The organism is Brucella pseudintermedia (genome assembly GCF_008932435.1).
Lineage (GTDB): Bacteria > Pseudomonadota > Alphaproteobacteria > Rhizobiales > Rhizobiaceae > Brucella > Brucella pseudintermedia.
In genome coordinates, this window is sequence record NZ_WBWE01000004.1 from 1 (window position 1) to 18,484 (window position 18,484).

Here is an 18,484-nt window from a genome sequence, read left to right on the forward strand (position 1 = left end):
TCGACACCGACAATGACCGGACCTGGGGTGGTATCGGCGCTGGCGGCACCTATGCCTGGGCCGACAACAAATATGCCGTCTATGGCGAGGGCACAATTAACACCGCGCTCAACCACTTCGCCGACAGCTACACCCTCAAGGGGACCGTCGGTTTCAAGGTCAAGTGGTAGACCGCCTGACATAGGAAGGACCACCGAAAAACTTGAAGCTCCCGGCTCCACGCCGGGGGCTTTTTGCCGCCTCCTCGACACGGCGGACGGCGTTTACTTCGCCATCGCTGGTCGTGACAATTACGGCATTCTCATCGAGGGCGCCACGCTCTCTGATCTTTCTGCTGATGACTTTATCTTCTCCTGAGGCGATTTCGGCTATACGCTGCAGAGGCAAACCCTGAATGTTGGTCGTTCCTAGCGCCTCGCGTTTGTAATAAGGGAGATGGAACGAGCCGCGGCCGTCACGAGAGGCGCATATTTCTCTTCTGCTTCCTCCGGCGTGTAGCGGCTGCGCGATACAGCAATGTTGATCGCACCGTAGGGATGCCCCCGCGCGTCGAGGATGGGCGATGCGAAGGACAGATCGCCGTGGAAATATTCTTCAAACGCAGTCGCATAGCCTTTGGCCGCCGCCTGTTTGAGCTTGGCGTTCAACTCGTCACGATTCCACGTGGTGTGTGGCGTGTAGGGGTGCAGATGCGACCGGTCCAACACAGCGTTCGCTTCCGCCTCTGACAACGCCGAGAGGATAGCAATGCCGGGTGCCGTGCAATAGGCGGGCAAACGCATGCCGGTGACCACATCGTTGTTCAATACGTGACGGCTCATGAAACGCTGCACGAAAACGATGTCCGTCTCGTCAAGAACCGTCAGATTTACCGTCTCTTCCGTGGTTTTGCTCAAATGAAGGAGATATGGCGTACCGCGTTCGACGAGCACGCTGGCACGACTATAATGATAGGCGAAGTCCAGCGCTTTTACACCGAGTTCGAAACGCTTTGTTTCGCTGCTTTTCGTCAGATAGCCAAGTTTGGTCAGCGTGTACGTGAACCGTTGGGTTGCAGAAATGTCCAGCCCGGTCTCCTCAGCGATCTGCGACAGGCTGAGGGTGGGTCTGCTGCCATCAAAGGCCCCCAAGACCCGGAATGCTTTTTCGACTGACTGCACGAGCAGCGGATCGCGATCGTTGCCTACGCTCTCGCCGTCTGATTTCACTGACTTTTCTGCTTTGCGTACCATCAAAAACCCGCCTGAGATAATCGTCGATTAATAGCAGAATGATCAAGAATCTGAAAAGACACTTGACATTGTAATACAATAAAATCACCATAACATAATACTTATTGCAATGCAATAATAAAGTGGCAAGCGCATAACCCCAAGGGAGAACACAATGGATCGCTTTATCCTGACCGAGCGTCGCGGCGAGGTCGGCATCATCACGCTCAATCGTCCGCACATTCTCAATGCCTGGCACAGCGCGATGCGCCGCCAGCTCATTGAGGCATTCGATGTGTTTGAAGGAGATAACGATATCCGGGCGATCGTGCTGACGGGAGCGGGTGACCGTGCGTTCAGCGCTGGTCAGGATCTCAATGAAACCCGGACGTTCGATGCTGAGCACGGCAAGGAATGGGTTGGCGAATGGGAACGCCTTTATGATCGTATGCGTTCGCTTTCCAAACCGCTGATCGCAGCGCTGAATGGGGTTGCCGCCGGGTCGGCCTTTCAGGTCGCGCTTCTCTGCGATTTCCGTATTGGCCACCCCGGCGTCCGCATGGGCCAACCGGAGATCAATTCCGGCATCGCCAGCACCACCGGTCCGTGGATCATGCGGGAGATCATTGGCCTCGCCCGCACCATCGACCTGACGCTGAGCGGCCGCCTGATGGATTCCGACGAATGCCGCGCCATCGGCATCATAAATCGCATCGTTGATCAGTCCAAGGTTCTGGATGAAGCTGTCGCGCTCGGACGGGAACTCGGCGCCAAGCCGCCGGTGGCCATGCGCCTTAACAAGCAGCGCTTCCGCGAAATGACGGAAGAAGGTTTCCGCGACTGTCTGGCTGCCGGATCGCGCATCCAGAAGGAAGCCTATGCATCGGGCGAGCCGGCCCGCATGATGGAGCAGTTTCTCGCCGAGCGTGCGGCCCGCAAGGCGTCCTGACCAGCCAATTGCCGCCCGCCCCGAAACGGGGCGGGCGACTTGACATCGCATAACTGAATGACATGCCGGAGGGAAAAACAATGAAAAATGGGAAGACGATTACAATTCATCGCCGGGATTTGCTGAAGCTCGGAGGCGGGCTTGGCATAGCACTTGCCGCACCGGCCATTCTCACGCGTCGCGCCGCAGCAGCCGAGCAACTGACGGTCGCCGATCCGGGTGGTCCTTACAGCCCCGGCTATCGCAAGGCTTTTTACGATCCTTTTGAAAAGGCGACGGGTATCCAGGTCGTCAACGTGGCGCGCGATGCCGAACCGACAGCGCAGTTTCGCGCCATGGTGGAGACCGGTTCCTATAGCTGGGATGTGTGCACACTGACACTGTCGGCGCGCGATATCCTCCAGAAACGCGATCTGCTTGAGCCGATCGGTATCGTTGCCGCCGATGCTCCGGGCCTGATGCCGGATTCTCTGACCGAGGTCTGGCTTGGTGTCGATGTCTATTCAACGATAATGGCCTATCGCACCGACAAATTTGATGATGCGGCGGCGCCGAAATCCTGGGCGGATTTCTGGAACGTCGAGAAATTTCCGGGCCGAAGGTCGTTGCGCAAGAATCCGATCGATACGCTGGAACAGGCATTGCTCGCCGACGGCGTTCCGCTCGACAAGCTTTATCCGCTCGATGTCGAACGCGCCTATGCCAGCCTTGAAAAGATCAAACCGCATGTGGATGTCTGGTGGACGGGCGGCGCCCAGTCGAGCCAGCTTATCCAGAGCGGCGAAGTGGACATGATCGCTTTGTGGAACGCACGTGCGCAAGCCGTCATCGACGGCGGCGCTCCGGTGAAAATCGGCTGGAACCAAGGCCTCTATTCCATCGAAGGCTGGGGTATCCCGAAAGGATCGCCGCGCGCCGAAATTGCGCGCCAGTTCGTCAAGTTCTGCACCGAACCGAAGCAGCAGGCGCTGTTCACGGAATTCCTTGCTTACGGCCCGACCAACCTGAAGGCCTATGAGCATATTCCCGCAGAACGCGCATCGTCGCTGCCGACCTTCGAGGCCAATCTGAAACAGATGAGCATCGCCAGCGAAGACTGGTGGAGCGCCAATCGGTCGGAAATGACCGAGCGCTTCAATGCCTGGATACTCGGCTAGGCTGTACTCGGGCAAAGCCGAACCGGGGCGGCCAACAAGGTCTCCCTGACTGCACAATATCAAATAACAAAAGGTGGAGCAGCGACCGGCAGGCCGCTGGCTCCGGGTTTAAAGGGAACGACATGCTTGCCAAACCCGAACAGGCTCTTCAGCCGAAACTTCTCGTTGACGGACTATCCAAGCGTTACGGCGAAACCATCGCGCTCAAACCGACAAATATTGCGGTGCAGCCGGGCGAGTTTCTGACGCTTCTTGGACCTTCGGGTTCCGGCAAGACGACGCTACTTCAGATGATCAGCGGTCTCGTTATGCCAAGCGAAGGCCGTCTCTTCATCGACGGCAAGGATGAAACGGATACGCCGGTGCACAGGCGCGATATTGGCCTTGTTTTCCAGCATTACGCTTTGTTTCCGCATCTCACCGTCGAGGAAAACATAGCCTTTCCGCTGAAAATGCGTGGCCAGAAGTCTGCCGATGTAAAGGCACAGGTGCAACGTACGCTGGAAATGGTGCAGCTCGCTCACCTGGCATCACGCTTTCCGCGCGAACTTTCGGGCGGTCAGCAACAGCGCGTGGCTCTCGCCCGCTGCTTTGTCTATCAGCCTTCCATCATCCTCATGGATGAACCGCTGGGAGCACTCGACAAGAAGTTGCGTGAGCATATGCAATTCGAAATCAAGCGGTTGCATCGCCAGACCGGCGCGACCATTGTCTATGTGACGCATGATCAGGAGGAAGCGCTTGCTCTTTCGGATCGTATTTGCTTGATGAACCATGCAATGGTTGAGCAGATCGCGCCGCCGCAGGAAATCTATTCCCGTCCCACGACTGCCTTTGCTGCCGACTTTATCGGAATTTCCAATATATTCCGCGGCCATATCGAAGTGAGCAGTGACGGTCGAAAGCACCTCTCGACAAAGAATGCAAAGCTTCTCCTTGATAAGGCATGCGACGTCCATGATGGCGAGATGGCGCTCGTGGTGCGGCCCGAGCATATGGAACTCGGCGACGCCGGTGCAAACCGTGTCGGCGGTCGGGTAGCGGAAGTGGTCTATGCGGGTTCCGAGACGCGTGTATTGGTGGATGCCGCAGAAGCGCGTCTGTTGACGGTGCGCGTATTACCGGGACAGCCGATCCCGGCGCTGGGCGAAAACGTTACTCTGAGCTGGCAGCCGGAAGCGGCTGTTCTGGTGACGCCATGAGTATCGCTGCGGTTTCCCAAGCGGGCGCGAAGACGCGTTTCCGTTACCGTTTCGGTCCGCTGTGGCTGGCTGTGCCGGGACTCGCCTTCCTGATTATCTTCTTCCTCGTCCCCGTTGCGCGGTTGATGGGCCTTAGCCTGGAAGATGCGGATACCGGAGCGATTACCGGTGCGCATTATACGCGAATTTTCGACACGGACGTCTATTTTCGTGTTTTGCTTATCACGTTTCGCATTGCAGCCCTGACGACGATGTTCTCGCTCCTATTCGGCTACCCGCTCGCCTATTGGCTTTCGCGTCTGCCGGAACGCAAGCGTGGCATGATGATTTTGCTGGTCATGGTGCCGTTCTGGACGAGCTATCTCGTGAAGAGTTTTGCGTGGGTTATTCTTCTTGGACGTACAGGGGTTATCAATCAGCTTGGCCTCGGTTCGGGCGTGATAGGCTCACCGCTCGAAATGCTGCATAATGAGTTCGGCGTCATGATAGGCATGGTTCATGCCATGCTGCCGCTTGCCGTATTGACCATGCTGCCGGTCATGAGCGGGATCGACCGCAGGCTGACGCAGGCTTCGGGCACGCTGGGGGCGGATTCGGCCAAGAGTTTCTGGCTGGTTTATTTCCCGTTATCCCTGTCGGGTGCGGCTGCGGCCGGGCTCCTCACCTTCATTTCTTCCCTCGGCTTCTTTATCGTTCCAGCCCTTCTGGGCGGGCGCCAGCAGACCATGCTTGCACAGTTGATTATCGTCCAGGTACAGGAAATCCTGAACTGGGCCTTCGCGGGGGCGCTAGCTGCCATGATGCTGATAGCAGCCCTTGTCACATGCTGGGTCTATGATCGCGTCTTCGGCCTTTCGAGCCTTTCAGGTGATACGGGGGCTGCACACAAGGGCAAGAATGGTATTCTGCGAAATACCGGCTTGCGCGTTCTCGAAGTCTGCGCGCTTGCATCCAGCCGCATTGCAACGGCTATCCGTACTTTGCTCGGACAAGCCATCACGAAGCGCCTATTGGGAATTTACTGCTTTCTGTCGTGCGCATTTCTGATGTTGCCGACGCTGATCGTTATCCCGATTGCATTCACCAGCTCGCAGTTTCTGGAATTTCCGCCTCCCGGTTTCAGTCTCGATTGGTTCCGTGCCTATTTCACCTCCGATCTCTGGTTATCGGCAACCGTGCGATCTTTCGGTGTGGCCTTTGCAACGGCAATCTTCGCGACGGTCATCGGCGGCTTTGCGGCACTGGCGCTCGCGCGCTCGCGGTCGCGTTGGGCCGGGCTGATCTTCGCCTTTTTCCTCGCCCCCATGATCGTTCCGCGTATCGTCATAGCGGTGGGCCTGTTTTATCTGTTCGCCCAGATTGGTCTCGTGGCCACCAATACCGGTCTCGTGATCGGCCATACGGTGCTGGCTTTGCCCTTTGCTTTCGTTGCGATTGCCGCGATCCTGAAAAGCTATGACTGGCGTCTCGATCAGGCCGCGGCCACGCTCGGTGCGAACAAGGCACAGGCGCTGCGTTTTGTCACCGTACCGCTCATCCGCAGCGGGCTGACGGCGGCGTTCCTCTTCGCCTTCATTACCTCCTTCGATGAACTGACGGTCGCAATCTTTGTCAGCGGCGGCATCAAGACCACCCTGCCCAAGCAGATGTGGGACGACATGATCCTCCAACTCAATCCGACGCTCGCCGCTGTATCGGTGGTCGTCTTCCTCATCGTCACAACGCTTCTTCTGGCGGCGGAAAAACTCCGCCGCTCCTCCTGATCAAAACAGAGTGCCTCCCATGACTGTGAAATTTGAAGGTTTCCTCGGAAGCTTCCTAAGCAAGGCTGCGCAAAAGCCGGACCAGAATTTTGCACTTTTCAATGGCCAGCCGATCACCTTTGCCGCCATTGACCGCCAATCTGCAGCACTTGCGGCACATCTCAACGCGCGCGGGCTAAAGCACGGGGACCGCGCTGCCGTGATGATGCGCAACTCCAAACTTTCCTTGGCAGTGTTGTTCGGCCTTGCCCGGGCCGGCATTGTCTGGGTGCCTGTCAATGCGCAGCAGCGAGGCGAGGGGCTGCGCTACATTCTGGAACATTGTGAACCCGGTGTGGTCATCTGCGATCCGGATGCCCAGGAAACAATTCGCGAATGCGGCGCGGAAGTGCCAGCGCATGCCTTCATCCTGACCTCCGGTGAAGGATCGTTGCAGGAGATCGTCGCGCAAGGCGCCTCAAGCCACGGCGAAGAATTGCCGGCTGCAGGTGATCTCTTCGCAATCATGTATACATCCGGTACGACCGGGCGGCCAAAGGGTGTACTTGTTACCCACGGCATGATGCGTCTTGCTGGAGAAGCCGTACGGCAACTGACCTTGGTGCACCCGGGCGACGTATTTTTTGTCTGGGAACCGCTTTATCATATCGGCGGTGCGCAGCTCATTGTTCTGCCCACGCTGGAAGACGTCACGCTCGCGATGGTCGACCGGTTCAGTGCCAGCCGTTTTTGGGCACAGGTCCGCAAATATGGCGCGACCCATATCCATTATCTGGGCGGAATCCTGCAAATACTGCTGAAGCAGCCGGAAAGCGCTTCCGATCGGGATCACTCGGTGCGCATAGCCTGGGGCGGTGGCTGTCCGAAGGAAGTCTGGCCGCTTTTCCGCGACCGCTTCGGGGTGGAAATGCGCGAATGCTATGGCATGACCGAAGCTTCGAGCATCACCACCTGCAACGATAACGGGACCGTCGGCGCCGTTGGCAAGCCAATGCCGTGGTTCACGGTTGAGCTTTTGGACGAAACCGGAAAACCCGTTGCAAAGGGTGAAAAAGGTGAGATCGTTGTGCGGTCTTCCATTGAGGGCGCCTTGTTCCGCGGATATTTGCGCAATCCCGAAGCGACCGAGAAGACGCTGCGCAACGGTGCGCTTCATACGGGCGATTCCGGTTCCTTCGATGCGGATGGCAATCTCTGGTTCCATGGTCGCCTGACCGATAGTGTACGCTGCAAGGGCGAGAATGTTTCCGCATGGGAAGTGGAGCATATAGCCGGAGCCTATCCAACGGTAGAAGACTGCGCGATTATCGGCGTTGCCGCCGAAATCGGCGAGCAGGACATAAAGCTGTTCGTCAAGCCGAAATCCGGTTGCGAAGTCGATCCGGCGGCACTTTCGGCATGGCTGACGAGCCGTCTCGCGGCCTATCAGAATCCACGTTACATCGCGGTGATCGATGAGTTTGAGCGCACGCCCAGCCAGCGCATCATGAAGCACAAACTGTCAAGGGAGCTTGGCGATTGCTGGGACCGATATGAGGCAGCGAGCGCTGTCCGAAAGAGCTGAAAAACGCAAAGGTTCCCCCGGACGCGGTAATCCTGTTCATGCTCTAAACGGTGGGGAGGCTGCAAGCGGAATGGCGGCTCTTTGATCCGCGAGCGCTGGCAGTCAACCGCCGTTGTTACGGAAGCAACGCAGAGTTCCTTCTCCCGAGGCTGGTACTTCAATCCAAACTGAAGCACAGCGCGTATGGAGAAAAACAAGGAGGCCCGCGTGAAGGGGAATACTAAATTTGCGATGCGTCATATCTGATTGCACGCATTCGTACTGGCAATCATCTGTATTTCGGAACTGATCGGCATTCATAAAATATCCATCGGCATCCCTGGCGTCATCCTCAATCCGAATATCCTGAAGGTGACCGGGACAACTTTCAGTTGTCGGAAAGAGAGGTATCCAGAACCTTTTCAATCATTTCTTCTGCAAGTTCCACAAACATATCCGTTTTCTCGCGCGTTCGATCAAGGCAAGCTTCCAGCCATAGGCCATCCAGAATGGCGTGCACACAAATGGCAGCGCGTTCGATTTCCGCAGGTGTGAACTCTCGCCCTTGTGCAGTGAATACTTCGGCGAGCAGCGGCTCGGTTGCCCGGCGAAGATTTGCATAGCTTTCATCTCGCACCGCCATAATCATCGGGTCCACGCGATTCTGGCTGATGAACGTGGCCCAAAGCGACAGCATCCGATCATCGGAAGCCTCACCTTCCAGCGTTGCCCTGATGAATTGCAGTAGCCGCTGCTGCGGTTTCCCCTCTCGCCCTTCCAATATTGCCATGCTGGAGGCGGTGATCAACTCCATTGTACGACGATAAGCTTCGACGATGAGATTGGCTTTATTTTCAAAGTGATGGCGTATCAGCCCGTTCGTTACACCGGCGCGAGCTGCAACTGCGCGCACGGTCGTCGCCTGAATTCCGACCTCGGATATACATTCCAATGTCGCTTCAATCAGTTCGCGACGGCGTTCGCTTTCTGGGGCGCGTTTGAACAGGCTCGGCATGAAGCGCAACTCTCCTTTGGATTATTTTCTCGCATATAAGACGCCAAAGGCAAAGCGTTGCGGTAAGTTATTATGCACTTGCATAATAACTTGGCTGTGTGTAGCTTTCGGCATAACGACTGCTCGGGGAGATATTCAAAAGGGCAGTGGGAAATCCAATCCGGGAGGTGCAATCGCGAAAGCTATGCCGAGCCAAGGGGATGTTCATGCAGGCGAAGTCGCTGTGACGCTTTCCGCTTCAACATCCGCATTGTGACTTCAACGATAAACGATCCTGCGAGCACCACTTTGGGCGCGCTTTGTAGAGCCTCTCCAGGCTTCGAAGCGTGATTCAGAAGAAGCCGGAACCCTTGTGTAAACAAAACCAATAATGCCTGACCGGCGAAGCGGAGCCGCGCTTTCCGGAACAATGGAACTATGCCATGCGCGATCCACGTTACGACATACTCTTCGAACCCATCAAGATCGGTCCGGTCATCGCGCCTAACCGTTTTTATCAGGTGCCGCATTGCAGCGGCATGGGCCATCGCTATCCCGATGCTGACCGCCACATGCGGCGCATGAAAGCGGAAGGCGGTTGGGGCGTCATTGCCACACAGGAAACCGAAATACATCCCACTTCCGACATCACCCCGTCCAATCAGGGACGACTGTGGGACGACAAGGACATTCCTCGTCTTATTCAACTGACAGAGGCAGTGCATGAGCAGGGAAGCCTCGCAGCCATTCAGCTTGTGCACAACGGCATCCACATCGCTAACCGGCTGACGCGACTTTCGCCGATTGGACCGTCCGACATTATGGTCGATGTGGAAGATCCTGTTCAGGCGCGCGCTATGGATAAAAGCGATATAGCCCAATTCCGCAAATGGCATCGAGACGCAGCTTTGCGCGCCAAGCGCGCAGGTTTCGACATCATTTATGTCTATGCCGGTCATGACATGACGCTTCTGCAGCATTTTCTGCTTAACCGTTATAACAAGCGCATTGATGAATACGGTGGGAGCTTTGAAAACCGCCTCCGCCTTTTTCGTGAGGTGATTGCTGATACGCGCGACGCGGTGGGCGATAAATGCGCGATTGCGGTGCGGTTTGCCGTTGAGGAGTTTTTAGGCCCTGAGGGTCTGACCCATGATGGTGAAGGGCGCGATGTTGTGGCGGCGCTTGCCGACGAACCCGATCTTTGGGACGTCAACCTCTCCAATTGGTCCAACGACAGCCAAACCTCCCGGTTTTCGCAGGAAGGTTTTCAAGAGGAATTCGTTTCCTTTGTAAAGCCTCTCACCTCAAAACCCGTTGTCGGGGTGGGGCGTTATACTTCTCCCGACGCGATGGTGCGTGCGGTAAAAAAAGGCATTTTCGATCTGATAGGCGCGGCTCGACCGTCGATTGCCGATCCCTTTCTGCCTGCGAAAATTCGCGACGGCCGCATTGATGATATCCGCGAATGCATCGGCTGTAATATCTGCACGGCCAGCGATAACACGGTTGCGCCGATGCGGTGTACGCAAAACCCGACCATAGGCGAAGAATGGCGTAAAGGCTGGCACCCGGAAATCATCCCGCCTCTTAAGGAGCAGCAATCTGTGCTCGTCATTGGGGGTGGGCCCGCCGGGTTGGAAGCGGCGCGCGCCATGGCGCAGCGCGGCGCGGATGTGATGCTGGCCGATGCGGCACAGGAATGGGGTGGCCGCGTCGCGCAGGAATGCCGTCTTCCCGGGCTTGCTGCCTGGGGCCGTGTGCGTGACTGGCGTCTTGGTCAATTGCTGCAGTTGCCGAATGCGCAACTCTATCTCGATAGCCGGCTTAGCGCCGAAGATATACTTTCCTATGGCATCCCGCATGTGGCAATCGCCACAGGCGCGCGCTGGCGAAACGATGGGGTGGGGCGGGTTCATCGCGATCCGCTCGATTATCTCGCCGAAGGGGCGACTGTCGGGATCAACGCGCTGCTCGAAAATGGTGTTGAGGCGCTTATGAACGATGGCCCGGTCGTCGTCTTCGATGACGATCGCTACTATATGGCGAGCGTTCTTGCAGAACTTATCGCTTCATCAGGGCGAGCCGTGACCTTCGTCACTCCTGCCCCGATTGTTGCGCCATGGACGGAACACACGCTCGAACAAAGTCGCGTGCAGCGCCGCCTGATCGAAAAAGGTGTCGAGATTATCCCATTGCATCAACTGGCCGGTCGTAAAGATGATACGCTCGATATCGCCTGTTGCTATTCTGGAAAAATCCGCACGATCAATTGTGCCACGCTGGTCCCGGTCACGTCGCGCCTGCCAAACGATCAGCTTTGGCGTGAACTGATAGCGTTGAAACATCAATGGAGGGACCACGGTTTGGAAACGGTGGAACGCATTGGAGACTGCCTTTCGCCCGGTATTATCGCTGCCGCAACATATGCAGGGCATGGTTACGCGAGAAGCCACGGTTCCCAGTACATGCACGACGATTACGATATTTACCGGTAAGTCTCAGTGGCCCGTATCACCAAATTTATAGGTCTTACTCCAAAGTGTCGTAGACTGATCCAATTCCCTGCATCAGCCGTGCGGATTCCCTTTCGGGCCAGCCATAGGCATCCCGAGCATAGCGCTCCAGTTCTTGGCGATTACGGATAATGACGACTCCACGTTCCGACTTGATCAGTCCCAATCCTTCAAGGATGTGGAGTGAAGTGGTGACACTGGGGCGCCGAACGGCAAGCATGACCGACAGGAATTCGTGGGTAAGAGCTATCTCATGGCCTGATATTCGATCATCGCACATCAGCAACCATCGTGCCAATCGTTGCGTGACGTCATGAATAGCGTTCGAGACCGCAGTATAGGCAAGCTGAATGGAAAAGGCTTCAATAGATCGGATCATGATTTTGGAGAATCTGCGGTTTCCTTCCATCCACCGGCGAAACTTGTCATAAGGCATCTCGTAGCCTTCCGCCGCGACCTGCACGAACACATCGTAAGAACTGGTTTCGACCCCCGCGATAGCGGAGGTCGGAATATATCCGTCAAACCCGAAGATTCCCGCTTCCGCCTGGCGTCCTTCTGTCGTGGTAACCACAATCGAACCGATGCCAGCCGTGAGGAAATAGACGTTTTCGATTGGCTTTCCCCTTTTCGCCAGTATCCTGCCGCGGGGCAGTTCCACATATGTCGTTTCGTGGATGACGGCATCATAGTCAGACGGAGAAAGCAGTGCCAGGAGCTTATTGGCCCCGGCATGTTGCGGCGGGAAAGACATTTGGTGTACCTCGGTCGTTCGTCATCAGAGGGAACCTGCGGAAGAATGATTGGTTCCAGAAGCGCGTTGCCGCCGTTTCGCGTCTGAACTGTCAGTAAAGTCGCCGCCCCTGCATCATCATTGTTTCGAACCGCTTTTTTCACCAGTGTATAAATTGCTTTCGAGCCGTGCTCTTGCTCTGTTCAGCCTGCTTTTGATCGTTCCGATCGTGCAGCCGGTTTCCGCCGCAGCGTGCTCGTAGCTTAGCCCGCTAAATATAATCAAATCGAGCACCTTTTGATGGGCGGTCGACAACTTACTGTATGCCTCGCCGACATCCTGCAATTCCAGCGCCAGCTCTTGAGGAGCGCTTATTGTTGGTTCCTCCCACGTTTCAATAGTATTTTCGCGCTGGGCTCTCTTGATCCTGGTGCAGAACGTGTTTTTCATAATGGTGAACAGCCACGACTTGAGCGAGCCGAAAGGCGTGAACCTGTCTCGATGGCGCAAGGCTTTCAGAAGTGTTTCCTGCACCAGATCATCCACGTCGGAACTCTGATGACACATCGTTCGGGCGAACTGGCGCAATGCAGGCAACAGCGCCAATACCTCTTTTTCGAAATCCGATTTTGATGGCATGGTGTCTTCCTCCTTCACCGGTGAAGTAAGACTGTGCCCTTCAGTTGGTTCCCTTTATTATCGGGAGTGTACGCTAGCGTACACTCCTTGAGGTCGATCGCGGTGAGAGAGAACGCGAATCATCGCTCGCATGTCGACGCTCGTCTGCTTCACGAAATATGCCGGGAACGAAAGTCGTCCCGGCGAGTTCGGCAAGTCTAACAGGAGTTTGGCAGATGATGATGGCAACACAGGTCGTTTCGATAGAAGACGATGAAGCCTATTCCGTTCAGTTCTTTGACGATTCCGGCAACACCGTTTCCGTTTACTTTCAAAACCCTCAGTGTGTCCAACTTTCCCCGGCCGATGCGGTGAACGAAGCATTGGCGCGGATGTTGCTTATGATCGAGGGAGCCAGCAGCCAGGGTGTCGTGGGAAGGATCGAAGGATAACATGCCTTTGGAAACCGGGCTTTTACGGGGCAACCTGCGAGAGGGCTGCATGCATCTTTGCATTGATATGCAGAACCTCTTCGGCCCCGCATCGCCCTGGCACGTCCCATGGGTCGAGGCAATCTTGCCCAATATCATTGATATTTGTTCCCGCCGCAGCGAGGACACGGTTTTCACCCGCTTCATACCTCCCAAAACACCAGATGCGGCGGTTGGAGCATGGAAAGGCTATTACCGCAAATGGGAAACCCTTACTTTGGAGCGCGTCGATCCATGGCTTATTGAGCTGGTCGCACCGCTGCGGGAATTTTCGCCACCTGCCGCTTTGCTGGACAAGACCGTTTACTCCCCGTGGACCGAAGGCTTCCTCCAGCGATATCTGCATAAAAGGCGCATTCACACCCTGATCGTCAGCGGCGCGGAGACCGATCTTTGTGTCCTTGCAACGCTATTGGGCGCAGTGGATCGGGGATACCGAGTAATCGTGGTAACCGATGCTGTGTGCAGTGTTTCCGACCAGACGCACGACGCGATCATTTCCCTTTGCCATCAGCGGTTTAGCGAACAGCTCGAACTGGTTTGCACAGAAGAGCTGATCGATAATTGGGGTTAAATTCTTGCGCCGAGTACGACCACCGAGGCGATCAGCCGCTGATCGTCAACCGGTCAGGGTGTACCTCTTGTGGCTTCTGCGGCATTGCTCTGAAAATCGGGCCGATGGCTTTCCCATATCCATGATAATTCTACATCGTGGGCTGCGGCCTGTCACTTAGTTGGTCTCGTCGAAGCTGTCCCGCATGGCGCGCAGGATAATGACGGCTGAAGCTGCTCCCGGATCGATATGTCCGAGCGAGCGCTCACCCAAACGGGCAGCGCGCCCCCGCGCCGCCACCATAGAACGGGTCGAATCGGCGCCCTTGGCTGCTGCTTCGAGAATTCTGTTCCACATTTCAAAACCGCTCAAGCCGTGTATTTGCGCGTCAACTGCCGTTTCCATAGCAGGAACCCATGCATCCAACATGGTTTTATCGCCTCGTTGCCCCTTTCCACGGTCCTGAATGCCTCGTGTAATTGCCTCAATGATGATGGCTTGCCCCTCGGTGTCGAGGCTTTCGCGCGGTTTCAGTGCCTTCGAAGCATAACGAAATGCTGTTGCATAGAGAGGTCCGGTGGAAGCGCCCACGGCGTCGAGAAAGGCTGCTGCGGCTGTAGCGAAAATTTCGGAAGGAAGTGTCTGCTCCAGATCGACTTTGGCAAGCGCGTTGTTGACCGCTGAAAAGCCCAGAACCATGGTGATACCGTGGTCCGCATCGCCAATCGCTCCGTCGAGATCGGAAAGTCGGTCTTTTTCCTCCTTCATCGAAAAGGCGATAAGTTGGAACATTCGGCTCAGACGACGCGTTGCAGTATTCTGCATTTGTACCTCCCAGATAATCTGGAATTCATGTAACCGCCGAAAGCGGCTTTAATCAGTTGGCTCGCAGAAAAGCCGTATCGCAAGGATGCGACAAGAGATCGGACAATTCCTGATCGAGGTGCATGATGGATATGGATGCTCCGTTCATGTCCAGCGATGTGCAATAGTGGCCGATCCAATTGGCTTCGATTGTTATTTGCTTGGCGCTCAGGCGTTGTTCAACACGTCTGAACAGAATGTAGAGTTCCATGAGGGGCGTTGAGCCGAACGAATTTACGAGCACCGCTACCCGGTCTCCAGGCAATGCATTCATCTCGCTGAAAATCCGGTCCATGATGTGATCGACGATCGCGTCGGCGGACATCATTTTCTCCCGAACGACGCCGCGTTCGCCGTGGATACCCACGCCTATTTCCATTTCTTCAGCGCCGATTTCGAAATTATGACGGCGTGTTTGAGGCAGTGAACAAGGTTCCAGCGCAACACCCATCGTAAAGGTTCGCCGGTTGGCCTTACGCGTCACTGCTTCACATTCCTCTAGGGACATGCCGCGATCACATGCTGCACCGGCTGCCTTGAAAATGAAAAAGTTTCCCGCCACGCCACGCCGTCCGTCGCGATCCTCCACAGGAGAAGACGATATATCGTCTGTCGTCAGAACTGTGCGTGTGGGAATGCCAGCTTCCTGCGCCATTTCGGCCGCCATTTCAAAATTCATGACGTCCCCCACATAGTTTCCGTAGACAAAGAGGACACCTTCACCGCCGGAAGCGGCTTTCGCACATTCGAGAATGGGAGCAGGGGGAGGCGAGGAAAAGACGTTGCCGATTGCTACGGCATCGGCAAGCCCCTTGCCGACATATCCCAAAAAGCAGGGTTCATGTCCCGACCCGCCACCGATCACCAATCCCACTTTTCCCAAGCGGGGACCATTACGCGCGACCAGTGCGCGCTTCGATCCGTTGATCGGGGCTAAATAGGATTGGTGTGCTTTGATGACCCCGTCGAGCATTTCTTCGACGACATCGTCGGGGCTGTTCAGAAACTTCTTGATGTGGGTACGATATTGGCTGGGCGCATTAGCTGGTTCCGCACGCAGCTTCTGAGAAAGCTTGGTGTCAATTTCAGTCACGCCGTCCGCGTTGAGAATACCGCGCCCTGTCGCAGCGTCGGTAATCAGGATATTGATGTAACCGCCGCGCAAGGCGGCAAGAATTGCCGGTACCTTGTCGAAACCGCCTGCCACAGCGATGCGCATGTCAATGTTTCGCAACCTGTCAAGCGTGATGCCGATAGTTCTGCCGTCAAGCGGGCCGGACACTGGCTGTCCGTGAGAATCGATGAAGCGCCCCGCTACGACTCCAACTGCATTCTTGGCTAGATATTCCTGTATGGATACGTTCTCAAAGAACCCGCTGGTATGAATTGTCGAATTCGGTCGCAGCGAAGAAATGCCAAACAGCGCCTTGTTCGCATTATGCAGCGCTTGGAACTGCTCGCGGATAATCGGCTCCCCGATAATCGCCGTTTTTACCTCTGGGCTGGATACGATGGCCGGTGCCGTAATGTTGACGAGATGCGCATTCGTCGCTCGTGCCATGGCTGCCGCACACAGCTCTGGCGTGTAAGCGAAACTGGCACGCGTTCCGCCTGTAGCCTGTACCACTGTTACGTCCTGAAGATTCGATATCCGGGTATTCTCAGCGATGGCGAGGACTGTTCGTCCCCAGGCAAGGGCGAGTGTATCACCAGATTTCAGAAGCTTGGCTATTGCCTGTGCCGCCGCTGTTCCGAGCCGGTCGATAAGCGTATGGGCTCCGTCGTCATTGGGCACAACAAGACAGTCACCCAACCCGAAATGCCGTTTGAGTTCCTGTGCGATTGCGAGGGAACCGAGGCGCGCGGGCTCGATTGAGATGTTCACGATACCGCGGCTGCGAGCATCCGCAAGATAGCTATTCACGGTAGCCCGCGAAATTCCCATGATCTCGGCGATTTCGCCCTGCGTGCGTCCGTCTTCGTAATAGAGCCAACAAGCCCAGACATAAGGATCGTCCCCATAGCGCAGCGGAATCCCGTCAGTCGGTTCCACCTGTCCGATTTTGCTTGCGGTTGTTTTTCCGTTTGACGCCATCTTGTCTGCACTGATCCCCGTGTTTTTTCTTTCTATCTGCCGGTTGTCTTGCAATACAATGTTTTTGTTGGCGTTCTGTCACAAAGCTGGCAGGCCCGGTTTCTGAAGGTGCACCGGGCCTGCCTGATTGTCGATGCTGTTTACTGCAACCGTGCCCGTGCCCCGTCGGACAGTTCCTTGAGGATGATAGCGCAGGATGTCGCCCCGGCATCCAGAACACCCAGCGACCTTTCGCCAAGACGGCTGGCGCGGCCGATCTTGGCCACCAGGTCGATCGTCGAATCCCGGCCTTTCTCAGCAGCTACTACTAGAGCTTCGAGTGCCTCGGCAAAGCTCTTTCCGGCGGCAGTGGCTTCATCGAAGGCTTCGACGGCTGGCACGAGCGTGTCCAGCAGGGTTTTGTCGCCGACTTTGGCAGAGCCGATTGACTGGATGCCTTCAAGCCCGGCGTGGAGCATGCGACTGAACGCAGCTGCATCGATATTGTCGATGCCGTCGATTTTCTCCGCGAACTCGGTGAACATCACGCCATAAAGCGGCCCCATCGAGCCGCCAATCTCGGTCATGAGCACGGTGCCAAGCGTATCGAGCGAAGTGGCAAGAGCCTCGTTCTTTCCCTTCAGGCGCTCGGCGGCCATGTTAAACCCCTTGGCCATGTTGACGCCGTGATCACCATCACCGATTTTACCGTCGATTTCGCTGAGATAAGCGCGGTTCTCGACAATCCGGTCGGCCATTGCCAGCACGATGCCTCCGGCTTTTGCGTTATTGAGTGTTTGCACAGGTTTCTTCCTTACAGAATGGTGGTGCAGCGCACTTCCACGTCGAGCAATTCTTTCAACTCGTTGTCCAGCGCCATGATCGTCAGCGTTGCACCGACCATTTCAAGCGAAGTGAAATAATTGCCGATATATGTGCGATGGATTGTCAGTCCGCGAGCCCGAATTTCAGATTCGATCGTGTCGTTGAGAATATAGAGCTCGTTAAGCGGCGTTGCGCCAAGCCCCGAAATAAGGACGGCAACTTCGGTTCCTTCCGGCAGCCCATGATCATCCAGCACGATCTGGCACATATCTTTTGCAACCTCGGCTGCGGGCTTTAGCGGTTCAACGCGAACGCCCGGCTCGCCGTGATGGCCGATGCCGACTTCCATCGTTCCCGGCGCGATTTCGAAATTTGGATGACCGACTGCAGGTAGGGTACACGGTCCCAGCCCAACGCCGATCGAACGGCAATTGTCGATGGCCTTCTGCGCTGTAGCACGAACTTCCTCAAGCGTGGCTCCGCTTGCTGCCTTTGCGCCGCCTACCTTCCACATGAAAATTTCGCCAGCAACACCGCGGCGTTTTTCGCGTTCGTCGGCCGGAGCCGAGCAAACATCGTCATTTGCAACAACTGTCGCAACGTCGATCCCGTCCTTGGCGGCCAGCTTGGTCGCCATCTTCACATTCATGTTGTCGCCAGCATAGTTGCCGTAGAGGACAACGACGCCCTTGCCGCCATTCGCTTCGCGTATGGCGTCGTGAAAGCTCTTGGCGGTTGGCGAGGAAAACAGTTCGCCAACGGCCACCGCGTCAAGCATGTTCTTGCCGGTATAGCCGATGAAGGCCGGTTCGTGCCCCGAACCTCCGCCTGTAACGACACCGACCTTGCCGGTAATAGGGGCGTTTTTCGCAGCAATGACGCGTGGGTTTTCCGCAAGCCTAACGATGTCGGAGTGAGCTTTGACGAAGCCCTTTACGGTGTCCTCGACAACTTCGTCCGGATTGTTGATGAAGCGCTGCATGGTATCTCC

17 protein-coding genes are annotated in these 18,484 nt (G+C 56.1%); 9 read left to right on the top strand and 8 right to left on the bottom strand.

Features of this window, described 5'->3' with window-relative positions; all coding sequences use genetic code 11:
• Positions 1-170: autotransporter outer membrane beta-barrel domain-containing protein (locus F9K78_RS22315; protein WP_151682103.1), on the top strand; the 170-nt coding region annotated here is incomplete at its 5' end.
• 237 nt (positions 171-407) lie between these two features.
• Here the strand turns inward: F9K78_RS22315 and F9K78_RS06280 are convergent.
• Positions 408-1,232, bottom strand: a complete 825-nt coding sequence (locus F9K78_RS06280; protein WP_121986606.1) for an IclR family transcriptional regulator — start codon at positions 1,230-1,232, stop codon at positions 408-410.
• A 154-nt stretch (positions 1,233-1,386) separates the two neighbouring features.
• Here F9K78_RS06280 and F9K78_RS06285 point away from each other — a divergent pair, with 154 nt between their 5' ends.
• From F9K78_RS06285 to F9K78_RS06305, 5 genes are all read left to right on the top strand, one after another.
• Positions 1,387-2,160, top strand: coding sequence for an enoyl-CoA hydratase/isomerase family protein (locus F9K78_RS06285; RefSeq protein WP_121983909.1), 774 nt, complete (start codon positions 1,387-1,389; stop codon positions 2,158-2,160).
• 80 nt (positions 2,161-2,240) lie between these two features.
• On the top strand, positions 2,241-3,317 hold the full coding sequence (locus tag F9K78_RS06290; protein ID WP_121986607.1) for an ABC transporter substrate-binding protein: 1,077 nt from the start codon (positions 2,241-2,243) through the stop codon (positions 3,315-3,317).
• Positions 3,318-3,439: 122 nt separating this feature from the next.
• Positions 3,440-4,519, top strand: coding sequence for an ABC transporter ATP-binding protein (locus F9K78_RS06295; protein ID WP_121983907.1), 1,080 nt, complete (start codon positions 3,440-3,442; stop codon positions 4,517-4,519).
• Positions 4,516-6,282 carry an ABC transporter permease subunit gene (locus tag F9K78_RS06300; protein WP_121986608.1) on the top strand — a complete coding sequence of 589 codons (1,767 nt, stop codon included), beginning with the start codon at positions 4,516-4,518 and terminating at the stop codon, positions 6,280-6,282. Before F9K78_RS06295 ends, F9K78_RS06300 begins: the two co-directional genes overlap by 4 nt.
• 19 nt (positions 6,283-6,301) lie before the next feature.
• Complete coding sequence (locus tag F9K78_RS06305) at positions 6,302-7,846, top strand: AMP-binding protein (protein ID WP_121986662.1); 1,545 nt, start codon at positions 6,302-6,304, stop codon at positions 7,844-7,846.
• Positions 7,847-8,213: 367 nt separating this feature from the next.
• On the opposite strand, the gene F9K78_RS06315 is transcribed toward F9K78_RS06305, so the two are convergent.
• Positions 8,214-8,840, bottom strand: coding sequence for a TetR/AcrR family transcriptional regulator (locus tag F9K78_RS06315; RefSeq protein WP_121986609.1), 627 nt, complete (start codon positions 8,838-8,840; stop codon positions 8,214-8,216).
• Positions 8,841-9,262: 422 nt separating this feature from the next.
• Between F9K78_RS06315 and F9K78_RS06320 the strand changes: the two genes are divergently transcribed.
• On the top strand, positions 9,263-11,317 hold the full coding sequence (locus tag F9K78_RS06320; protein WP_121986610.1) for an oxidoreductase: 2,055 nt from the start codon (positions 9,263-9,265) through the stop codon (positions 11,315-11,317).
• A 34-nt stretch (positions 11,318-11,351) separates the two neighbouring features.
• On the opposite strand, the gene F9K78_RS06325 is transcribed toward F9K78_RS06320, so the two are convergent.
• Together F9K78_RS06325 and F9K78_RS06330 are read right to left on the bottom strand one after the other, a co-directional pair.
• Positions 11,352-12,089: a Crp/Fnr family transcriptional regulator gene (locus tag F9K78_RS06325; protein ID WP_121986611.1), complete on the bottom strand. Its 738-nt coding sequence runs from the start codon at positions 12,087-12,089 to the stop codon at positions 11,352-11,354.
• A gap of 117 nt (positions 12,090-12,206) precedes the next feature.
• Positions 12,207-12,707, bottom strand: coding sequence for an RNA polymerase sigma factor (locus F9K78_RS06330; protein ID WP_121986612.1), 501 nt, complete (start codon positions 12,705-12,707; stop codon positions 12,207-12,209).
• Between the two features lie 215 nt (positions 12,708-12,922).
• On the opposite strand from F9K78_RS06330, the gene F9K78_RS06335 reads away from it, so the two are divergent.
• Entirely contained in the window at positions 12,923-13,138 is a 216-nt protein-coding gene (locus tag F9K78_RS06335; RefSeq protein WP_121986613.1) for a hypothetical protein, read from the top strand.
• 1 nt (position 13,139) lies between these two features.
• Positions 13,140-13,751 (top strand): cysteine hydrolase family protein, encoded by a 612-nt coding sequence (locus tag F9K78_RS06340; RefSeq protein WP_121986614.1) that lies wholly within the window; start codon positions 13,140-13,142, stop codon positions 13,749-13,751.
• A gap of 156 nt (positions 13,752-13,907) precedes the next feature.
• Here the strand turns inward: F9K78_RS06340 and dhaL (F9K78_RS06345) are convergent, their stop codons facing one another.
• From dhaL (F9K78_RS06345) to F9K78_RS06360, 4 genes are all read right to left on the bottom strand, one after another.
• A complete protein-coding gene (gene dhaL / locus F9K78_RS06345; RefSeq protein ID WP_121986615.1) occupies positions 13,908-14,555 on the bottom strand; it encodes a dihydroxyacetone kinase subunit DhaL in 648 nt (215 codons plus the stop codon).
• 52 nt (positions 14,556-14,607) lie between these two features.
• Complete coding sequence (locus F9K78_RS06350) at positions 14,608-16,689, bottom strand: bifunctional sugar-binding transcriptional regulator/dihydroxyacetone kinase subunit DhaK (protein ID WP_121986616.1); 2,082 nt, start codon at positions 16,687-16,689, stop codon at positions 14,608-14,610.
• Between the two features lie 140 nt (positions 16,690-16,829).
• Positions 16,830-17,471: a dihydroxyacetone kinase subunit DhaL gene (gene dhaL, locus F9K78_RS06355; RefSeq protein ID WP_121986617.1), complete on the bottom strand. Its 642-nt coding sequence runs from the start codon at positions 17,469-17,471 to the stop codon at positions 16,830-16,832.
• 11 nt (positions 17,472-17,482) lie between these two features.
• A complete protein-coding gene (locus tag F9K78_RS06360) occupies positions 17,483-18,475 on the bottom strand; it encodes a dihydroxyacetone kinase subunit DhaK (protein ID WP_121986618.1) in 993 nt (330 codons plus the stop codon).
• Positions 18,476-18,484 lie beyond the last annotated feature (9 nt).

What these genes read in the sequence shown, in the direction of transcription:
- F9K78_RS06330 (WP_121986612.1), bottom strand. Translation starts at nt 12,707, where the DNA reads ATGCCATCAAAATCGGATTTCGAAAAAGAGGTATTGGCGCTGTTGCCT.
- F9K78_RS06290 (WP_121986607.1), top strand. Translation starts at nt 2,241, where the DNA reads ATGAAAAATGGGAAGACGATTACAATTCATCGCCGGGATTTGCTGAAG.
- F9K78_RS06295 (WP_121983907.1), top strand. Translation starts at nt 3,440, where the DNA reads ATGCTTGCCAAACCCGAACAGGCTCTTCAGCCGAAACTTCTCGTTGAC.
- F9K78_RS06340 (WP_121986614.1), top strand. Translation starts at nt 13,140, where the DNA reads ATGCCTTTGGAAACCGGGCTTTTACGGGGCAACCTGCGAGAGGGCTGC.
- dhaL (WP_121986615.1), bottom strand. Translation starts at nt 14,555, where the DNA reads ATGCAGAATACTGCAACGCGTCGTCTGAGCCGAATGTTCCAACTTATC.
- F9K78_RS06325 (WP_121986611.1), bottom strand. Translation starts at nt 12,089, where the DNA reads ATGTCTTTCCCGCCGCAACATGCCGGGGCCAATAAGCTCCTGGCACTG.
- F9K78_RS06320 (WP_121986610.1), top strand. Translation starts at nt 9,263, where the DNA reads ATGCGCGATCCACGTTACGACATACTCTTCGAACCCATCAAGATCGGT.
- F9K78_RS06350 (WP_121986616.1), bottom strand. Translation starts at nt 16,689, where the DNA reads ATGGCGTCAAACGGAAAAACAACCGCAAGCAAAATCGGACAGGTGGAA.
- F9K78_RS06360 (WP_121986618.1), bottom strand. Translation starts at nt 18,475, where the DNA reads ATGCAGCGCTTCATCAACAATCCGGACGAAGTTGTCGAGGACACCGTA.
- F9K78_RS06305 (WP_121986662.1), top strand. Translation starts at nt 6,302, where the DNA reads ATGACTGTGAAATTTGAAGGTTTCCTCGGAAGCTTCCTAAGCAAGGCT.
- F9K78_RS06315 (WP_121986609.1), bottom strand. Translation starts at nt 8,840, where the DNA reads ATGCCGAGCCTGTTCAAACGCGCCCCAGAAAGCGAACGCCGTCGCGAA.
- F9K78_RS06335 (WP_121986613.1), top strand. Translation starts at nt 12,923, where the DNA reads ATGATGATGGCAACACAGGTCGTTTCGATAGAAGACGATGAAGCCTAT.
- F9K78_RS06280 (WP_121986606.1), bottom strand. Translation starts at nt 1,232, where the DNA reads ATGGTACGCAAAGCAGAAAAGTCAGTGAAATCAGACGGCGAGAGCGTA.
- F9K78_RS06300 (WP_121986608.1), top strand. Translation starts at nt 4,516, where the DNA reads ATGAGTATCGCTGCGGTTTCCCAAGCGGGCGCGAAGACGCGTTTCCGT.
- F9K78_RS06285 (WP_121983909.1), top strand. Translation starts at nt 1,387, where the DNA reads ATGGATCGCTTTATCCTGACCGAGCGTCGCGGCGAGGTCGGCATCATC.